This window comes from Streptomyces sp. NPDC058457, assembly GCF_042720695.1.
Classification (GTDB): Bacteria; Actinomycetota; Actinomycetes; order Streptomycetales; family Streptomycetaceae; genus Streptomyces.
Window position 1 is genome coordinate 15,649 of sequence record NZ_JBHXLU010000129.1, and the last position, 15,096, is coordinate 30,744.

The window sequence follows — 15,096 nt, forward strand, 5'->3', positions numbered from 1 at the left end:
CACCCGCATAGGGTTCCCGGATGACCGATGAACCCCGCAAGCCCTTCCTCTACCTGGTCGTCTGTGCCGCCGGCGTCGCCGCGGGCGTCGGCAGGCTCATCACCGCGGCCCAGGCACGCGGCTGGGAGGTCGGGGTCATCGCCACGCCCGTCGCCATGAACGGCTTCTTCGACACCGCGGAGGCCGAGGCGCGCACCGGTCGCCCGATCCGGTCGGCCTGGCGCAGGCCCTCGGATCCGCGCCCCTTCCCCGCGCCGGACGCCGTCGTCGTCGCCCCCGCCACCTTCAACACCGTCAACAAGTGGGCCGCCGGGCTCGCCGACACCCTCGCCGTCGGCACCCTGTGCGAGGTCCTGGGACTCGGCGTGCCGATCGCCGTCCTGCCCTGCGTCGCCGGCGCGCTGGCCGCCCACCCCGCCTACCAGGAGAGCCTGGCCCGGCTGCGTGCGCTCGGTGTCCGCTTCGACGACCCCTACGCCGGTGCGGCCGAAACGGACGGCGAGCGCCCCGAGTTCGCCTGGGAAAGGGCGCTGGACCTGCTGGAGCGGCAGCACTGACGGCGTCCGATAACCACCGCCACGACAGGAGACCGGACGGCCGCTCGACGTACGCTCGCCTCTGTACGACGTGATCTCGACGGTGGGAGACAACGATGGAGTACGTGAAGCTCGGCCGCACCGGCCTGGACGTGTCGCGGATCTGCCTCGGCTGCATGACCTACGGCCTGCCCGACCGCGGCACCCACGAGTGGACCCTCGACGAGGAGGCGTCCCGCCCGCTGATCCGGCAGGCGCTGGAGGCGGGCATCAACTTCTTCGACACCGCCAACGTCTACTCCGACGGCACCAGCGAGGAGATCGTCGGCAAGGCGCTGCGCGACTTCGCCCGGCGCGACGAGTTCGTCCTCGCCACCAAGGTGCACGGCCGGATGCGTCCCGGGCCCAACGGCGGCGGCCTCTCCCGCAAGGCGATCCTCTCCGAGATCGACCACAGCCTCAGCCGCCTCGGCACCGACTACGTCGACCTCTACCAGATCCACCGCTACGACCACGACACGCCCGTCGAGGAGACGATGGAGGCGCTGCACGACGTCGTCAAGGCGGGCAAGGCCCGCTACATCGGGGCGAGTTCGATGTACGCCTGGGAGTTCTCCAAGGCGCAGTACACGGCCGAGCGGAACGGCTGGACCAAGTTCGTCTCCATGCAGAACCACTACAACCTCCTCTACCGCGAGGAGGAGCGCGAGATGCTGCCGCTCTGCGCCGACCAGGGCGTGGGTGTGCTGCCGTGGAGCCCGCTGGCCCGGGGCCGCCTCACCCGCGACTGGGGCACGGTCACCGAGCGCAGCTCCACGGACAACTTCGGCAACCGCCTCTACCAGGACGGCGACCGCGCGATCGTCGAGGCGGTCACCCGCATCGCCGACGACCGAGGCGTCCCGCGCGCCCAGGTGGCCCTGTCCTGGCTCCTCCGCCAGAACACGGTGACGGCCCCGATCGTCGGAGCATCGAAGCCGAACCACATCGAAGATGCGGTGGCGGCCGTGGAGTTGGCGCTCAGCGACAAGGAGCTTGAGGAACTGGAGCAGCCCTACGGCCCCCATCCGATCTCCGGCCACTGAAGCGCCCCTTCAGGGGCGCGGGGCTGTGTCGATTTGCGGCTCCGCCGCGTGGGCGCGATCAACCCCCACCCACCCGCAGCCGACTCACAACCGCTCCGTCCCACAAGGACCGGCCCCCTCGCTCTCCAGCAGGGGAACCCTGTCCCCACTCATCGTCAACGTCCGGTAGTACGCACCGATCCGCATCGCAGACCGTCCCACGTAGTGCCCGATGAACGACCGCCGGAACCGCTCGGCGGACCCATTCGGCTGCGAACCATGCACCAGGCTCCCGTTGAAGAACAGCACGTCCCCCGGCCCCATATCGACCGGCACCGCCGCGAGCCCCTCCGGCGGTGCCACGTACTCCCGCGCGAACGACAGCCCCGCATCCGACTCCTCCGGGCAGAACAGGTCCATCCGATGCGTCCCGGGCACCACCTCCAGGCCGCCGTTCTCCCGGTCGATCGCCTCACAGGCGACCCACGCCGCGACACACGTCCCCGGCTCCACCCGCAGATAGAAGTTGTCCTGATGCAGCGCCTGTCCCCGGGCCCCCGGCGGTTTGAAGTAGTACATGCTCTGCGCGGCCAGCACCTCCTCCCCGAACAGCGCCTCCAGGATCACCCGAAGCCGCGCGTCCAGCAGGAACCGCAGCGCGAGTGAGCTGATCTCGTGGGGCTGCATCACCCGGGGATACCTGTGCAGCGGATCCGCCGTCGGCCTCGGCTCGAAGTGCCCCGGCACGACGCGCCCCGCCGCGTGCAGCGCCGCGAACTCCGCGCACAGCCGGTCGATCTCGTCGTTCCCGAACAACCCCCGTACGACGGTGAACCCGTCCTCCTCGAACTGCCGCAGGACGGTGTTGTCGATGCCCCTGGCTGTCATGCCCGACCTCCTCGGTCCGGTGCCCTGGACCTGCCACGCTCGCACGGTCCGCTCGCTCGCCGTCGCGTCCGGATTTCCCAGCCCGTTCCACTTCAACCGGGTTTCCCGAGAAAGACACGGTGTCCCGCCCGGCGGCCACCGCTCAGGTGAACGTCGCTAATGCCCGCGGTCATTGGTTTCACGGCAGCCGACGGCCGGGCGGGTTGTGCAGGTCGGGCCGTGGTTCAATGGTTTCTGTGGATACCGGGGCGGTCGGCCCCGAATCCCCGCGTCAATTGTGATGTCGATACGGCGACAACGCGCGGGCGCCCTCATTGACGATTCGTCAAATTACCGCAACCGCCGGGCGGTGCGCAAAACCCCGGTATCCCTTGTTCCGCCCTGCTGGCCTGTGCAAAGGTGTGCCGTGTCGGCATGCGGACAGTTAATTTCACCGCCGCATACGCCAGGCCGCTCCCGTACGCCCCCCACGCTTCAAAAGAGCTGCCGACGGCGGACGTTCGTGTGCCGAACCCCCAACAAGCCCATCCGACCTCGGTGTCGGCCGGGTCGCATACCGGTCGCATACCAGACGGTATGGGCCGAATTCCGCGTTGCGTCTGGAAGGAATGCCGCCGTGAATGACGCAGGCCTGGGGAATTCCCCTACCCCCGCCCGGCCGTTCGACGTCACCGACGAGCAGCTCAGCGCCGAGCTCAAGCAGTGGACGGGCACCGCACCCGCTCTGCACCCCGTCGGAGAACTCCTCGACCGGCACTGGGAGGCGGCCTTCGCCTACGCCCGTCTGTGCACCGACGGGACACGCGGCGCCGGAATGCTCACCACCGCCGCATTCACCAGACTCTTCGGCGAATCCCTCCGCCAGGCCGGCCCGACTGCTGCTTGGCGCCCCCAGCTCCTTGTCACCGTGCGCCGTATCGCCGCCGAATGGGACCACGACGGCCGCGGCGAACTGCTCCACCCCCAGCTGCGCGTCGGCAAGGGCGAGCGGGCCGCCTCCCGGCTGCTCCCGCCCGCGAACCGGCGGCTGCTCTCCCGCGCCTTCCAGCGGCTGACCCCGTCCTCGCGGACCGTGCTGTGGCACACCGAGGTCGAGTCGGAGCCCCTGGCGGCCCCCGCCGCACTGCTGGGCCTGGACGAGCAGGACGCGCGTGTCGAACTGCGCCGGGCCCGCGAGCGGATGCGCGAGGAGTGCCTCCAGGTGCACCGCGAACTCGCCCACGAGGACGAGTGCCAGCGTTACGTCCGGATGATCGACGTGACGTTCCGGCGCGGCGGGGTCGACATCGACCGGGACCTCCAGCAGCACCTGAACGGCTGCAAGCACTGCCGGTACACCGCCGACCAGCTCCAGCAGTTCAACGGCGGACTCGGCATCGCCCTCGCCGAGGCCGTGCTCGGCTGGGGCGCCCGCGCCTACATGGAGTCCCGGGCCGGCCTGACCGAGCAGCCCGCCGAGCCCCCGGCCGTCCCCGCCGGAGGGTTCACGGGCGGCGAGGCGTTCGTGCCGCCGGCCGCACCCGGCAAGGACCTGATCGTGCACCCCGCAGCCTCCCGCCGCGCCCAGCAGCGGGCCGCCCGCCGGGTGCGGCGCCGCAACCTCACCGTGGCCGTGGGCACCGTGAGCGGTCTGGTCGTGCTGCCGCTGGTGCTGTGGTCGGTGCTCGGCTCCGGCGACGACTCCACCTCGGCCACCGCCAAGCCGTCCGCCACGCCGGCCGGCACCGCCAGCTCGGGCCCGTCCTGGATCGGCACCAGCCGGACCACGCAGGGCACCCTGCGCGGCCGGCTGCACAACATCGCCTCCGGCCTGTGCATCGGCGTGGTCGGCAAGAAGGCCGTCAAGGGCGCCGAGACCGAGCTCGCCGAGTGCTCCTCGGCCGCCAGCCAGCAGTGGACGTACGAGGGCGACGGACTGCTGCGCAACGCCGCCGCCCCAGACCTGTGCCTCGACTCGCACCTGGGCTACTCCGTCCAGCTCGCCCCGTGCACGACCACGACCGGATCCAAGGCCGGCAAGAGCGTCCACTACGACTTCACCCTCCAGGGCGCACTGGTGCCCCGGTGGGACCAGGACCTGGCGCTCGCGCCGGCCGCCACCGACGGCGGCGGCGCCCTGGTGGTCAAGACCCGGGCGAACGTCAGCTCACAGCGCTGGGTGATGGACACCTCCCAGCCCGACCTGCAGATGCAGATCGTCAACTGGGACGCCGACACCACCCCGACCCCGACCGCGTCCGCCACCCCGGTCACCAAGGCCGCGAAGCCCACGCCGACGCCCACACCGTCGGCTTCGAAGACGACCGCGCAGCCGACGCCGTCGAGCACTCCCAGCTACAACCCGTGCGTCGAGTACCCGGGCTACTGCTACGGCTCCGGGGACGGCCAGTACGGCGGTGGTGGCTACGGCGGCGGTTACGGCGGTGGCTACGGCGGCGGTGACCACCACGGGCACTGAGCCCGCGCGGGCTCAGGGGTGCGCCGGCGGGGGCGGCATCGTCCTCAGGTCAGGCGCCCCCTCCGGCCACACCAGCAGCACCGGGCAGGGCGCGTGGTCGACGACGAACCGCGCCGCCTTGCCCAGGCTGTGCGGCCCGAGCCGGGACCGGTCGCCGTCCCGGGCCAGCACCAGCAGGCCGGCGTCGCCTGCGGCGGCCACCACCTCCCGCTCGATGCGGCCCACCCGCTCCAGCCGGGTGCACGGCCGCCCCAGCCGGGCCTCGGCCGCGGCCAGCAGCTCCGCGGCCGACGTCCCGCCGAGCTCCACCAGCCGCCGCTCCGGGTCCGGTTCCGAGCCGGCCCGGCCCAGCAGTCCCGCGAAGGCGCCGTGCGCGAGCCCGGCCACCCCCGGCTCGGACACATGCAGCAGCACCACCTCGGACGCGTCCCGCGCGTAGCCGCGCGCCGCGTCCGCACAGGCGGGCCAGGTCCCCTCGACCAGCCAGACGATCACCCGCATGTCCATGGCCTCCCGTCCAGACAACCCGACTAGATCCCGACCACCTGGAGCGCACCCCACAGTGCCACCACCGCCCCGCACAGCGCGGTCGGCACGGCGAGCAGGCCCAGCCGGGTGAACTCCCCGAGGTCCACCCCGTGGTCGTGCTGGTGCACGATCCTGCGCCACAGCAGCGTCGCGAGCGACCCGGCGTAGGTGAGGTTCGGCCCGATGTTCACCCCGAGCAGCACCGCGAGCACCGCGCCCGGCCCGGCCGAGGCCGCCAGCGGCAGCAGCACCAGGACCGCCGGCAGGTTGTTGACGATGTTCGCCAGGACGGCGGCGAGCACGGCGATGCCGAGCAGCGCCGGGAGGCCGGTCCCGCCCGGCAGCACCTGGCCGAGGGCGTCCGCGAGCCCGTTGTCGACGACAGCTCGCACCACGATCCCGAGCGCCAGCACGAACGCCAGGAACGCGGGCGCGGCCGCCTTCACCACCGTCGACGGGGTGGCCTGCCGCCGTACCAAGGCACGCCCGGCCAGCACCAGCGCGCCCGCGCACGCCGCCCACGCCGGGTCGATCCCGACCGCCGAGGTGACCACGAACCCGGCGAGCGTGCAACCCACGGTCACCAGCGCGAACACCGGCAGCCGGGGCGGCTCGCCCGGATCCTCGGAGCCCGGGGCCGCCGAGGACAGGTCACGGGCGAAGAACCGCCGGAACACCAGGTACTCCGCGCCGATCGCCACCAGCCAGGGCAGCACCATCAGCGCCGCGAACCGGGTGAAGCTCAGCCCGCTCGCCGCGAACGCCAGCAGGTTCGTCAGATTGGACACCGGCAGCAGCAGCGAAGCCGTGTTGGACAGGTGCGTACAGGCGTAGACGTGCGGCTTCGCCCGCACCCCGGACCGGGCCGCCGTCGCGAACACCACCGGCGTCAGCAGCACCACCGTCGCGTCCAGGCTGAGCACCGCCGTGATCACCGACGCCAGCGCGAACACCGCGGTCAGCAGCCGCACCGGCCGCCCGCCCGACCACCGGGCCATCCACGCCCCGCAGGCCTGGAACAGGCCCTCCACGTCGCAGAAATGGGCGAGCACCAGGACGGCGGCGAGGAAACCGATGACCGGACCCAGCTGCTCGGCCTCCGCCCGCGCGTGGTCGAGGGAGATCGCCCCGGTGGCGACGACGATCCCCGCCGCCGGTACGGCGAGCACCGCCTCCGGCCAGCCGCGCGGCCGGATCACGGCCCAGGCGAGGACGGCGGCGAGCAGGAGAACGGACAGGGATTCGGCGAGCGGGGTGTTCAGGGCGCGTTCCTCGGGGCGTGATCAAGTGCGGCCCGCCCATGAAAGCAGATGAAGGCAGACGGACCCGGTTACGAGGTCCGGGTACCCGCCGCGCCCAGGAACTCGCCCCAGCCGCCCACCGGCTCCTGCCCCGGGTTCAGCGTGCGCATCTTCCGCAGCACCGCCTGGTCCTGCGCCTCCAGCCACGCCACCAGCTGCTTGAAGGAGACGAAGCGCACGTCGTCGTACTGGGCCATCCGGCCGATCGCCTCCTCGACGGCATCCATGTAGATGCCGCCGTTCCAGCGCTCGAAGTGGTTGCCGATGAAGAACGGCGCCCGGTTGGTGGTGTACGCCCGCTCGAAGCCGGCCACGTAGCTGTCGCGGGCCTGGGTGCGCCAGGCGTCGTACTGGGTCTTGTCGCCCAGCGGGTTACCGGCGGACTGGTTGTACATCATGTTGTAGTCCATCGACAGGACCTGGAAGGAGTGCCCGGGGAACGGTATGGACTGCAGCGGGAAGTCCCAGATGCGGTTGCCCTGCACCTTGCCCGGCCAGATCTGCAGGCCGCCGGGGGAGCTGGCGTCGTACTTCCAGCCCAGCGCGGCGGCCGTGGGCAGCAGGTTGGCCTGGCCCTCCAGGCACGGGGTGCGGCCGCCGATCAGCTCCTTGCGGTAGTCGAAGGGCAGCGGCTCCAGATCGGTGAAGCCGGTGTTGGTCTTCCACTTGGTGACGAAGTCCATGGCCTGGTCGATCTCGCTGCGCCACTCGGCGGGGGACCAGTTGCGCACGCCGTCGGAGCCGCAGAAGTGCCCGTTGAAGTGGGTGCCGATCTCGTGGCCCTCCAGCCAGGCGGCGCGCACCTGCTGGAGCGTGTTGTGGATGTGCCGGTCGGAGAGGTAGCCGATCGCGGAGGCGCCGACCTGGTGCTGCGGGGGACGGTAGAGATCCTTCTTGGACTCGGGCAGGGTGTAGATGCCGGAGAGGAAGAACGTCATCTTCGCACCGTGGTCCGCGGCCACCTTCCGGAACCGGGAGAACAGCTGGTTGCTGAGCTCGCCCGCGCCGTCCCAGGAGAACACCACGAACTGCGGCGGCTTGCTGCCGGCCGCCATCCGCGTCGCCTTCGGCTGGTGCGGCTGCGCGCCGGTGTCGGCGGTGGAGCCGTCGCCGATGAGCTTCAGCGGCTTGGCCGGCGCGCTGCCGTTGCTGCTGCCCTTGCCGCCGTCGGCCGAACTGCTGCCGCCCAGCGTCCAGTTGCCGTTCGAGCACGCGGAGAGGGCACCCAGGGCCCCCGCCGTCGCGCCCGCCGTCAGCACCCGCCTGCGAGAGATGCCGCTCATGTCCGTCCCCGATTCCGTCGCCTGGGCCCCTCGTGGAGCCCTGTTGCTGTGTGGTCGACGGGTTCGATGGGCGGTCCGGCGAAAAAGGTCGGAGCCGGCCGTGCATGTTGCACGCCTGTGACAGTCGTGGCCCGGACATGACGAACCCCGCTGCCCGGGGGAGTGGGCAGCGGGGTCCGGTCAGGGGGTGGTCAGGCGCCGGTACCGGCGCTGAACACGTTCAGGCGCACCGAGGAGGCGTTCCCGGACACCGGGACCGCACCGTTCTTCCAGGTGACCTTCAGCGAGTCCTTCTCGTCCGGCGGGGTGACCAGCAGGGCGGCCGGTGTCGCCGTCTTGGCGCCGCTGATCTCCGGGTTGGAGAAGGTCAGCCCCGCCCAGGCGCTCTGGCCCGGCTTGAGCGTGACCGTCGCGGCGGTGCTGCCCGACTCACGCTGCGGGTCGGGGCCGAGCTGGGTACCCGCGGCGTTCACGAAGGCGGCACCCGGGTAGCCGCGCACGGTGCAGGTGCGGCCCGACTTGTTGGTGAGCACGATCGGGAAGTTCTCCTGACCGGCCCCCGGGTCGTTGCCGCCCACCGAGGCGGTCAGCTCGGAGGTGTGGCAGCGGGTGCCGGCCGCGGTGGCGGTACCGGTCGTGGTGCCACCGGTCGACGAACCGCCGCCCGTGGCCGAACTGCCGGTCTGCGACGCCGACGAGGACCCGGTGCCGGACGGGACGGCGGAGGTGCCCGAGCTGTCCGCACTCGACGCGTTGCCGGTCGCGGGCGCGGCCGTGCCCGACACCGACTCCGGGGACTTGCCCTGACCGCCGTTGCCGCAGGCGGTCAGGAGGCCCAGGGCGGCGACCGTGCTCGCGAGCAGGGCCGCCCCGCGCCGCAAGGACTGGGACGTGTGCGCCATGTGGATCAACACTCCTGGATGTCGTGGCACGCGTTCTGGGCGTGCCCGAGGCGCTCCGTGCGCCGTCACTCCCATCCGATGCGAGAAACGGCGGAAAAGTTCGGGGGCACGCCGAAACTCATCGGGTCAGGTGACCCGAAGGGATCCGAGGATGCCGTCCGTGGTGGTCCTGTCGACGGCGCCCTTCTGCCGTACCTGCACATACACCTGCGGCTGGCTGTCCCCGCCGGCCGGGGCGAGGGCCGCCTCCTGGATCGAGCCGCCCGCGCCGGAACAGCCGCTCCAGCTGCGGACCCGGCCCTTCCACTCGGTGCTGGTGAAGGCGCGGCTGCCGTCGTAGTGGCAGCCGGTGTGGGACAGGGCGTTCACCTTGGCGGCGACGTCCCCGTGCTCGCTCACCCCGATGAACACGCCGTTCACCGCGGCCGTCAGGTCCTGCCACTCCGACACGTCGTCGGCGACCTCCAGACCCGGCTCGTGCCCGGAGGCCAGCCCCAGGGCCTGCGGGTTCCAGCCGGAGTTGCGCAGCTCGCCGGCCCATCCGGACGGCACCTCGGCCACCACCCGCCCGGTGGAGTCGGAGACCTTCGTCTCCGTGCCCGTCGTCCCGTCCCGGTGCGCCAGCGTGACCGCGAGGGCCGTGCCGCCGGCCGCCAGGACCGCGGCGAGGGTGAGCGTGACCACGTTGAGCCGCCGGCGGACGCCGTCGAGCCGGCGCGGCCGCCGGGCCGCCGCGGCCGCCGCCAGCCGGTCCAGCTCGTCCGCGAAGGCCTGCGCCGTCGGCCAGCGCCGCTGCCGGTCCGGCTCCAGGGCCCGCATCAGCGCCCGCTGCACGTCGTCCCCGAGGTCCGGCCGCAGCCGCTCCGGCCGGACGACCTGCCCGGGCGCCGCCGGCACCGTGCCGGTGACCAGCTCGTAGCCCACCGCGCCCAGCGCGTAGACGTCGGCGCGGGCGTCGATGCCCTCGCCGGGCTGGGCCTGCTCCGGCGGCTGGTATCCCGCGGAACCGGCGGCCAGGGTCAGCCCCGACGCCTGCGCCAGGCTCTTGGCCAGCCCCAGGTCGGCAAGCAGCACCCGCCGGGTGCCGTCCTGCCCGGTGCGCAGCAGCACATTGGTCGGCTTGATGTCCCGGTGCACGATCCCCGCCCCGTGCAGGTCCGCCGCGCCGCGCGCCGCCAGCGCGGTCAGTCGCAGCGCGTCGGGGACCGGGAGCGGGCCCCCGCCGAGCAGGTCGGCGAGGGTGCCCGCGTCGGCGTACTCCATCACGAAGTACGGCCGCCCGTCCGGGAGTTCGCCGATGTCGTAGACCTGCACCACCCGCTTCGAGTCGGCCCGCCGCAGCAGCCGCGCCTCGGACAGGAAGCGGTCGTGGATGTCGAGGCGATGGGACCAGTTGTCGGCGAGCACCTTCACCGCCACCGGGGCGTCCAGCTGGTCGTCGTAAGCGAGCCAGACCGTCCCGAAGGCACCGGTGCCCAGGCGCCGTTCGAGGCGATAGCGGCCGATCCGCTCCAGGGGTTGCATACGACTATCATGCCTGTCCTGAGATCGACTTCGAGGGGGACCTCCCGTGCCGGACGCCGTGCTGACCGAAGACCTCGCCCGGCGGGCCGCCGCCGGCGACCAGGTGGCCCTGAACCAGCTGCTGTCCGAGGTCTGGCCCGACGTCGTACGACGCTGCGGGCGGTTCCTGCCGTGCCGGGAGGACGCCGAGGAGGCGGCCCAGGACGTACTGCTCCAGATCTCCCGGAAGATCTCCACGTTCGAGGGCCGCAGCCGCTTCAGCACCTGGCTGTACACGGTCGTCGCCAACTGCTCCCGGCAGAAGTACCGGGACCTGAAGCGGCGGGCGGCGGAGCAGCCGGCGGCCATCGAACCGACCGAGCACGTCGACCCGCGTACGACGAGTGTGATCGCCGGGTCCAGGATCGATCTGCTGGAGGCGCTGGACCGGCTGGAGCGGGAGCACCCCCAGCTGGTCGCGCCGCTCGTCTACCGGGACATCTGCCAGCTCGACTACGCCGAGGTCGCCGAGCGGGTGGGGATCCCGCTGGGCACGCTCAAGTCCCGGCTGCACGAGGCGCGCAAGCAGGTCCGCCCCTGGCTGAGCGCGCCGTAAGGGAAGGGGCGCCGGGCATGCGTGCCCGGCAAAAAAAATAGGGCGAGGAGTTCGCCCACTCCTTGCCACTCTCAACTTATAGCGCACTGGGGGGCTTGCGGCAAGGCCCCCCTCGTCCCGCAGAATCGCAGGCCGAAGCCAGGAACCGCGGTATTTGGGGGATGCGCGACATGCGTGTGCTGTTGATGGGATATGGGTCGCGCGGCGACGTCGAGCCGCTGGCGGGACTCGGGGCGGCGCTGCGCTCGCTCGGGGCCGAGGTGCGGGTGTGCGCACCGCCGGACGTGGAGTTCGCGGAGCTGCTGGCCCGCGCGGGACTCCCGCACGTTCCGTTCGGGCCGTCCGTACGCGCGCTGGTGACCAGGCCGAAGCCGTCGCCCGAGGACGCCTTCAAGCTCGCGCCCGAGCTGGTCGCCGCGCACTTCGACACGGTCGCCCCGGCGGCCGAGGGGTGCGACGCGCTGGTGGCGAGCGGTCTGATGCCGGCCGGAGCCCGGTCGGTGACGGAGAAGCTGGGCATCCGTTACGTGTTCGCATGCCCTCATCCGTTCGGCATGCCGTCCCCGCACTTCCCGCCGGCGGGGCGGCCGGGCCGTCCGGCCCCACCGGACGCCGACCTGCGGACGTTGTGGAAGGTGGACGGCGAGCGGGTGAACGCGCTGTACGGGGAGGCGCTCAACACCCACCGGGCGGCGATCGGCCTGCCGCCCGTCGACAACGTCCGCGACCATGTCCTCACCGGCCGGGCATGGCTGGCGGCGGACCCCGTCCTGGGCCCGTGGCAGGACCTCACGGACCTCGACCTCGTACAGACCGGGGCGTGGATCCTGCCGGACGAACGGCCGCTGCCCGACGACCTGTCGGCGTTCCTGGCCGCCGGTGAGCCGCCGGTGTACGTCGGTTTCGGCAGCATGGCGCTGCGCGGCGCGCCGGACGCCGCCCGGACGGCCGTCGAGGCGGTGCGCGCCCAGGGGCGTCGGGTACTCGTCGGGCAGGGCTGGGCGGAACTGGCATCGGCCGACGACAAGGACGACTGCTTCACGATCGGCGAGGTCAATCACCAGGCGCTGTTCCGCCGGGTGGCGGCCGTCGTGCACCACGGCGGCGCGGGTACCACAACGACCGCCGCCCTGGCCGGTGCGCCTCAGGTGATCGTTCCCCAGATCGTCGACCAGCCGCACTGGGCCGCCCGGGTGGCCGAGCTGGGGATCGGTGCGGCCCACGACGGGCCGACCCCGACACCCGACTCCCTCTCGGCGGCACTCGCGACCGCCCTCGTCCCCGAGACCCGCGCCCGCGCCGCCACCGTGGCCGGCGCGATGCGCTCCGACGGGGCGACCGTGGCGGCGCGGATGCTTCTCGACGGGGTCTGAGCCGCGCGGAATCGCCAGGCAAGCTCTGCGAGCTCTGGCCGGGTGGAGCCGCCGCACGAGATCCGAGGCGCACCGGAGTCGCTCGCCAGGCCTTTCGACGCTCCCACCCACGCACCGCGCCCGCACCGTCCCGAGGGGGGCCACCGCGTCTGCACCGCCCCAAGGGCGTCCCCCCAGCCGTACACCCCCTCATCCACCTGAACCCTCCCCGCCCCTCCCCCCGACCCGATCCGGCGACGACCCGGTGCGCCGGTCGGCCGGTCGATCGGCCACCCCTGCCACCCGGTTCGTCACGCCGGTCCGGACGCCGCGCCGCAGGCGCCCTGGCCGTGCGGCCTCCCCACGGAGCTGATGCCTTGAACCCCCTGACCACCAGCGCCTTCGACCTGCCCGAGCGGCTCTCCGCCAAGGCCGACCCGGCCCTGATCGCCGCCGACGAGCGGCATCTGGCCGCCGTCGCCGAATGCCTCGCACAGTCGATCGCCGAGCTGTCCGACCGCCTCGACGCCGAGCTCAGGGCGCCGGGCGGTACCGGCCGGGCGGCGATGGACCGGGACATCGAGGTCCACCGGCTGACCGGACGGCTGCGCACCCTGCGCCGCTTCGGCCTGGACCTCTGCCTGGGACGGATGGTCGGCACCGACGACCCCGAGCCCGTGTACGTCGGCCGGCTCGGCCTCACCGACAGCGCGGGCCGCCGGCTGCTGATCGACTGGCGGTCCCCTGCGGCCGAGCCGTTCTTCGCGGCGACCCACGCCGATCCGATGGGGCTGCGCAGCCGCCGCAGGTACCGCTGGACGGACGGCCGGATCGGCGACTACTGGGACGAGGTGTTCACCGCCGACGGCCTCGACGGGCATGCCGCGCTCGACGACCAGTCGGCGTTCATCGCCAGCCTGGGCGCCGACCGGTCGGAGCGGATGCGCGACGTGCTCGCCACCATCCAGGCCGACCAGGACGCGATCATCCGCGCGGGCTCCCGCGGCGCCCTCGTCGTCGACGGCGGCCCGGGCACCGGCAAGACCGTCGTCGCCCTGCACCGCACCGCCCACCTCCTGTACTCCGACCCGCGTCTCGGCCACCGGCGGGGCGGGGTGCTGTTCGTCGGCCCGCACCGGCCCTACCTGAACTACGTCTCCGACGTCCTCCCGAGCCTCGGTGAGGAGGGCGTGCAGACCTGCGTCCTGCGGGACCTCGTGGACGAGGGAGCCACCGCGGACGTCGAGGCCGACCCCGAGGCGGCCCGCCTGAAGTCGTCCGCCGACATGGTCCGGGCGATCGAGACGGCCGTCCGCTTCTACGAGGAGCCGCCCGCCGCGGGGATGACGGTCACCACCGACCGGGCCGCCCTCAGGCTGACCGCCGACGACTGGGCCGACGCGTTCCGGGCACCGGCTCCCGGCACCCCGCACAACGAGGCACGCGACCAGATCTGGGCGGAACTGGCCGCCATCCTGCTGGACAAGTACGAAGGCGACGACGTCACGCCCGAGGAGTTCCGCAGGTCGCTGCGGCAGGACCGGGACCTGGTCGACAGCCTCGACCGCGGCTGGCCGCTGCTGGAGGCGACCGACCTGGTCGGGGACCTCTGGTCGGTCCCCGCCTACCTGCGGCTCTGCGCCCCCTGGCTCGGCCGCGACGATGTGCGCAGGCTCCAGCGCGCCGACGCCCGGGCCTGGACGGTGTCCGACCTGCCGCTCCTGGACGCGGCCAGGCAGCGGCTCGGCGACCCGGAGGCGGACCGGCGCATGCGGCGGCAGGAGGCCGTTCTGGCCGCCCAGCGCGAGCGCATGGCGCAGGTCGTCGACAACCTGATCGGGGCCGCCGCCGACTCCGGTGCCGACGGTGACGACGGCGAGGGCCTGGTGATCATGCTCCGCGGCGAGGACGCCAAGGTCAGCCTGGTCGACGAGTCCGAACTGCCCACCCTCACCCCGGACCTGCTGGCCGGCCCGTTCGCGCACATCGTCGTCGACGAGGCCCAGGAACTCACCGACGCCGAATGGCAGATGCTGCTGCTGCGCTGCCCGTCCCGGAGCTTCACCATCGTCGGGGACCGCGCCCAGGCCCGGCACGGCTTCCCGGAGACCTGGCGGGAACGCCTGGCACGGGTCGGGTTCGACCGCATCGACCTGGCCTCGCTCAGCATCAACTACCGCACCCCGGAAGAGGTCATGGCGGAGGCCGAGCCGGTCATCCGGGCCGTGCTCCCGGACGCCAACGTGCCGACCTCGATCCGCGGCAGCGGCCTGCCCGTGGTCCACGGATCCGTGTCGGACCTGGACGAGATCCTCGGCACCTGGCTCGCCGCCCACGCCGAAGGCGTCGCCTGCGTCATCGGCGACCCCCGTTTCACACCGACGTCCCGGGTCGCCTCGCTCACCCCCGAGCTGTCGAAGGGGCTCGAATTCGACCTGGTCGTCCTCGTCGACCCGGAGGACTTCGGCACCGGCGTCGGGGGCGGCGTGGACCGCTATGTCGCGATGACCCGCGCGACCCGGCAGCTGGTGGTCCTGACCGGCGACCAGCGGCGACCGGGCCCGGACAGGCCCTAGAAGGCTCATGAAGATCTTGGTGAGGGGTTGTCCGGCCGTCAGGCCGGACAAGCCCCTGTGGTCATGCGCCGGCCGGGGTGAGGTGCCAG

General features: G+C 72.6%; 12 protein-coding genes. 6 read left to right on the forward strand and 6 right to left on the reverse strand.

Annotated features, from left to right (window positions below; translation table 11 throughout):
* The first annotated feature begins 20 nt into the window (after positions 1-20).
* Together ACFWPS_RS50045 and ACFWPS_RS50050 are read left to right on the forward strand one after the other, a co-directional pair.
* Positions 21-557, forward strand: coding sequence for a flavoprotein (locus ACFWPS_RS50045; protein ID WP_383720052.1), 537 nt, complete (start codon positions 21-23; stop codon positions 555-557).
* 95 nt (positions 558-652) lie between these two features.
* On the forward strand, positions 653-1,621 hold the full coding sequence (locus tag ACFWPS_RS50050; RefSeq protein WP_383720055.1) for an aldo/keto reductase: 969 nt from the start codon (positions 653-655) through the stop codon (positions 1,619-1,621).
* 84 nt (positions 1,622-1,705) lie between these two features.
* On the opposite strand, the gene ACFWPS_RS50055 is transcribed toward ACFWPS_RS50050, so the two are convergent.
* Complete coding sequence (locus tag ACFWPS_RS50055) at positions 1,706-2,488, reverse strand: phytanoyl-CoA dioxygenase family protein (protein ID WP_383720058.1); 783 nt, start codon at positions 2,486-2,488, stop codon at positions 1,706-1,708.
* A 616-nt stretch (positions 2,489-3,104) separates the two neighbouring features.
* On the opposite strand from ACFWPS_RS50055, the gene ACFWPS_RS50060 reads away from it, so the two are divergent.
* Positions 3,105-4,946 carry an RICIN domain-containing protein gene (locus ACFWPS_RS50060; protein WP_383720061.1) on the forward strand — a complete coding sequence of 614 codons (1,842 nt, stop codon included), beginning with the start codon at positions 3,105-3,107 and terminating at the stop codon, positions 4,944-4,946.
* Between the two features lie 12 nt (positions 4,947-4,958).
* On the opposite strand, the gene ACFWPS_RS50065 is transcribed toward ACFWPS_RS50060, so the two are convergent.
* The 5 genes from ACFWPS_RS50065 to ACFWPS_RS50085 all read right to left on the reverse strand — a co-directional run bounded on the left by ACFWPS_RS50065 (position 4,959) and on the right by ACFWPS_RS50085 (position 10,484).
* Positions 4,959-5,447, reverse strand: coding sequence for a universal stress protein (locus tag ACFWPS_RS50065; protein ID WP_383720064.1), 489 nt, complete (start codon positions 5,445-5,447; stop codon positions 4,959-4,961).
* 29 nt (positions 5,448-5,476) lie between these two features.
* On the reverse strand, positions 5,477-6,736 hold the full coding sequence (locus ACFWPS_RS50070) for an arsenic transporter (RefSeq protein ID WP_383720080.1): 1,260 nt from the start codon (positions 6,734-6,736) through the stop codon (positions 5,477-5,479).
* 68 nt (positions 6,737-6,804) lie between these two features.
* Complete coding sequence (locus ACFWPS_RS50075; RefSeq protein ID WP_383720065.1) at positions 6,805-8,058, reverse strand: hypothetical protein; 1,254 nt, start codon at positions 8,056-8,058, stop codon at positions 6,805-6,807.
* A gap of 191 nt (positions 8,059-8,249) precedes the next feature.
* Complete coding sequence (locus tag ACFWPS_RS50080; protein ID WP_383720067.1) at positions 8,250-8,960, reverse strand: DUF4232 domain-containing protein; 711 nt, start codon at positions 8,958-8,960, stop codon at positions 8,250-8,252.
* A 126-nt stretch (positions 8,961-9,086) separates the two neighbouring features.
* On the reverse strand, positions 9,087-10,484 hold the full coding sequence (locus ACFWPS_RS50085) for a serine/threonine-protein kinase (protein WP_383720070.1): 1,398 nt from the start codon (positions 10,482-10,484) through the stop codon (positions 9,087-9,089).
* A 46-nt stretch (positions 10,485-10,530) separates the two neighbouring features.
* On the opposite strand from ACFWPS_RS50085, the gene ACFWPS_RS50090 reads away from it, so the two are divergent.
* From ACFWPS_RS50090 to helR, 3 genes are all read left to right on the forward strand, one after another.
* Positions 10,531-11,079: an RNA polymerase sigma factor gene (locus ACFWPS_RS50090; protein WP_383720072.1), complete on the forward strand. Its 549-nt coding sequence runs from the start codon at positions 10,531-10,533 to the stop codon at positions 11,077-11,079.
* Between the two features lie 170 nt (positions 11,080-11,249).
* The gene (locus ACFWPS_RS50095; protein WP_383720074.1) at positions 11,250-12,452 is read left to right on the forward strand and encodes a glycosyltransferase; all 1,203 of its coding nucleotides are present in this window, start codon (positions 11,250-11,252) and stop codon (positions 12,450-12,452) included.
* Between the two features lie 356 nt (positions 12,453-12,808).
* Positions 12,809-15,007: an RNA polymerase recycling motor ATPase HelR gene (gene helR / locus ACFWPS_RS50100; RefSeq protein ID WP_383720077.1), complete on the forward strand. Its 2,199-nt coding sequence runs from the start codon at positions 12,809-12,811 to the stop codon at positions 15,005-15,007.
* Positions 15,008-15,096 lie beyond the last annotated feature (89 nt).

Bases quoted from the DNA above. Each gene is read 5' to 3' on its own strand.
- ACFWPS_RS50045 (WP_383720052.1), top strand. From the start codon at position 21: ATGACCGATGAACCCCGCAAGCCCTTCCTCTACCTGGTCGTCTGTGCC.
- ACFWPS_RS50050 (WP_383720055.1), top strand. From the start codon at position 653: ATGGAGTACGTGAAGCTCGGCCGCACCGGCCTGGACGTGTCGCGGATC.
- ACFWPS_RS50055 (WP_383720058.1), bottom strand. From the start codon at position 2,488: ATGACAGCCAGGGGCATCGACAACACCGTCCTGCGGCAGTTCGAGGAG.
- ACFWPS_RS50065 (WP_383720064.1), bottom strand. From the start codon at position 5,447: ATGCGGGTGATCGTCTGGCTGGTCGAGGGGACCTGGCCCGCCTGTGCG.
- ACFWPS_RS50075 (WP_383720065.1), bottom strand. From the start codon at position 8,058: ATGAGCGGCATCTCTCGCAGGCGGGTGCTGACGGCGGGCGCGACGGCG.
- ACFWPS_RS50080 (WP_383720067.1), bottom strand. From the start codon at position 8,960: ATGGCGCACACGTCCCAGTCCTTGCGGCGCGGGGCGGCCCTGCTCGCG.
- ACFWPS_RS50085 (WP_383720070.1), bottom strand. From the start codon at position 10,484: ATGCAACCCCTGGAGCGGATCGGCCGCTATCGCCTCGAACGGCGCCTG.
- ACFWPS_RS50095 (WP_383720074.1), top strand. From the start codon at position 11,250: ATGCGTGTGCTGTTGATGGGATATGGGTCGCGCGGCGACGTCGAGCCG.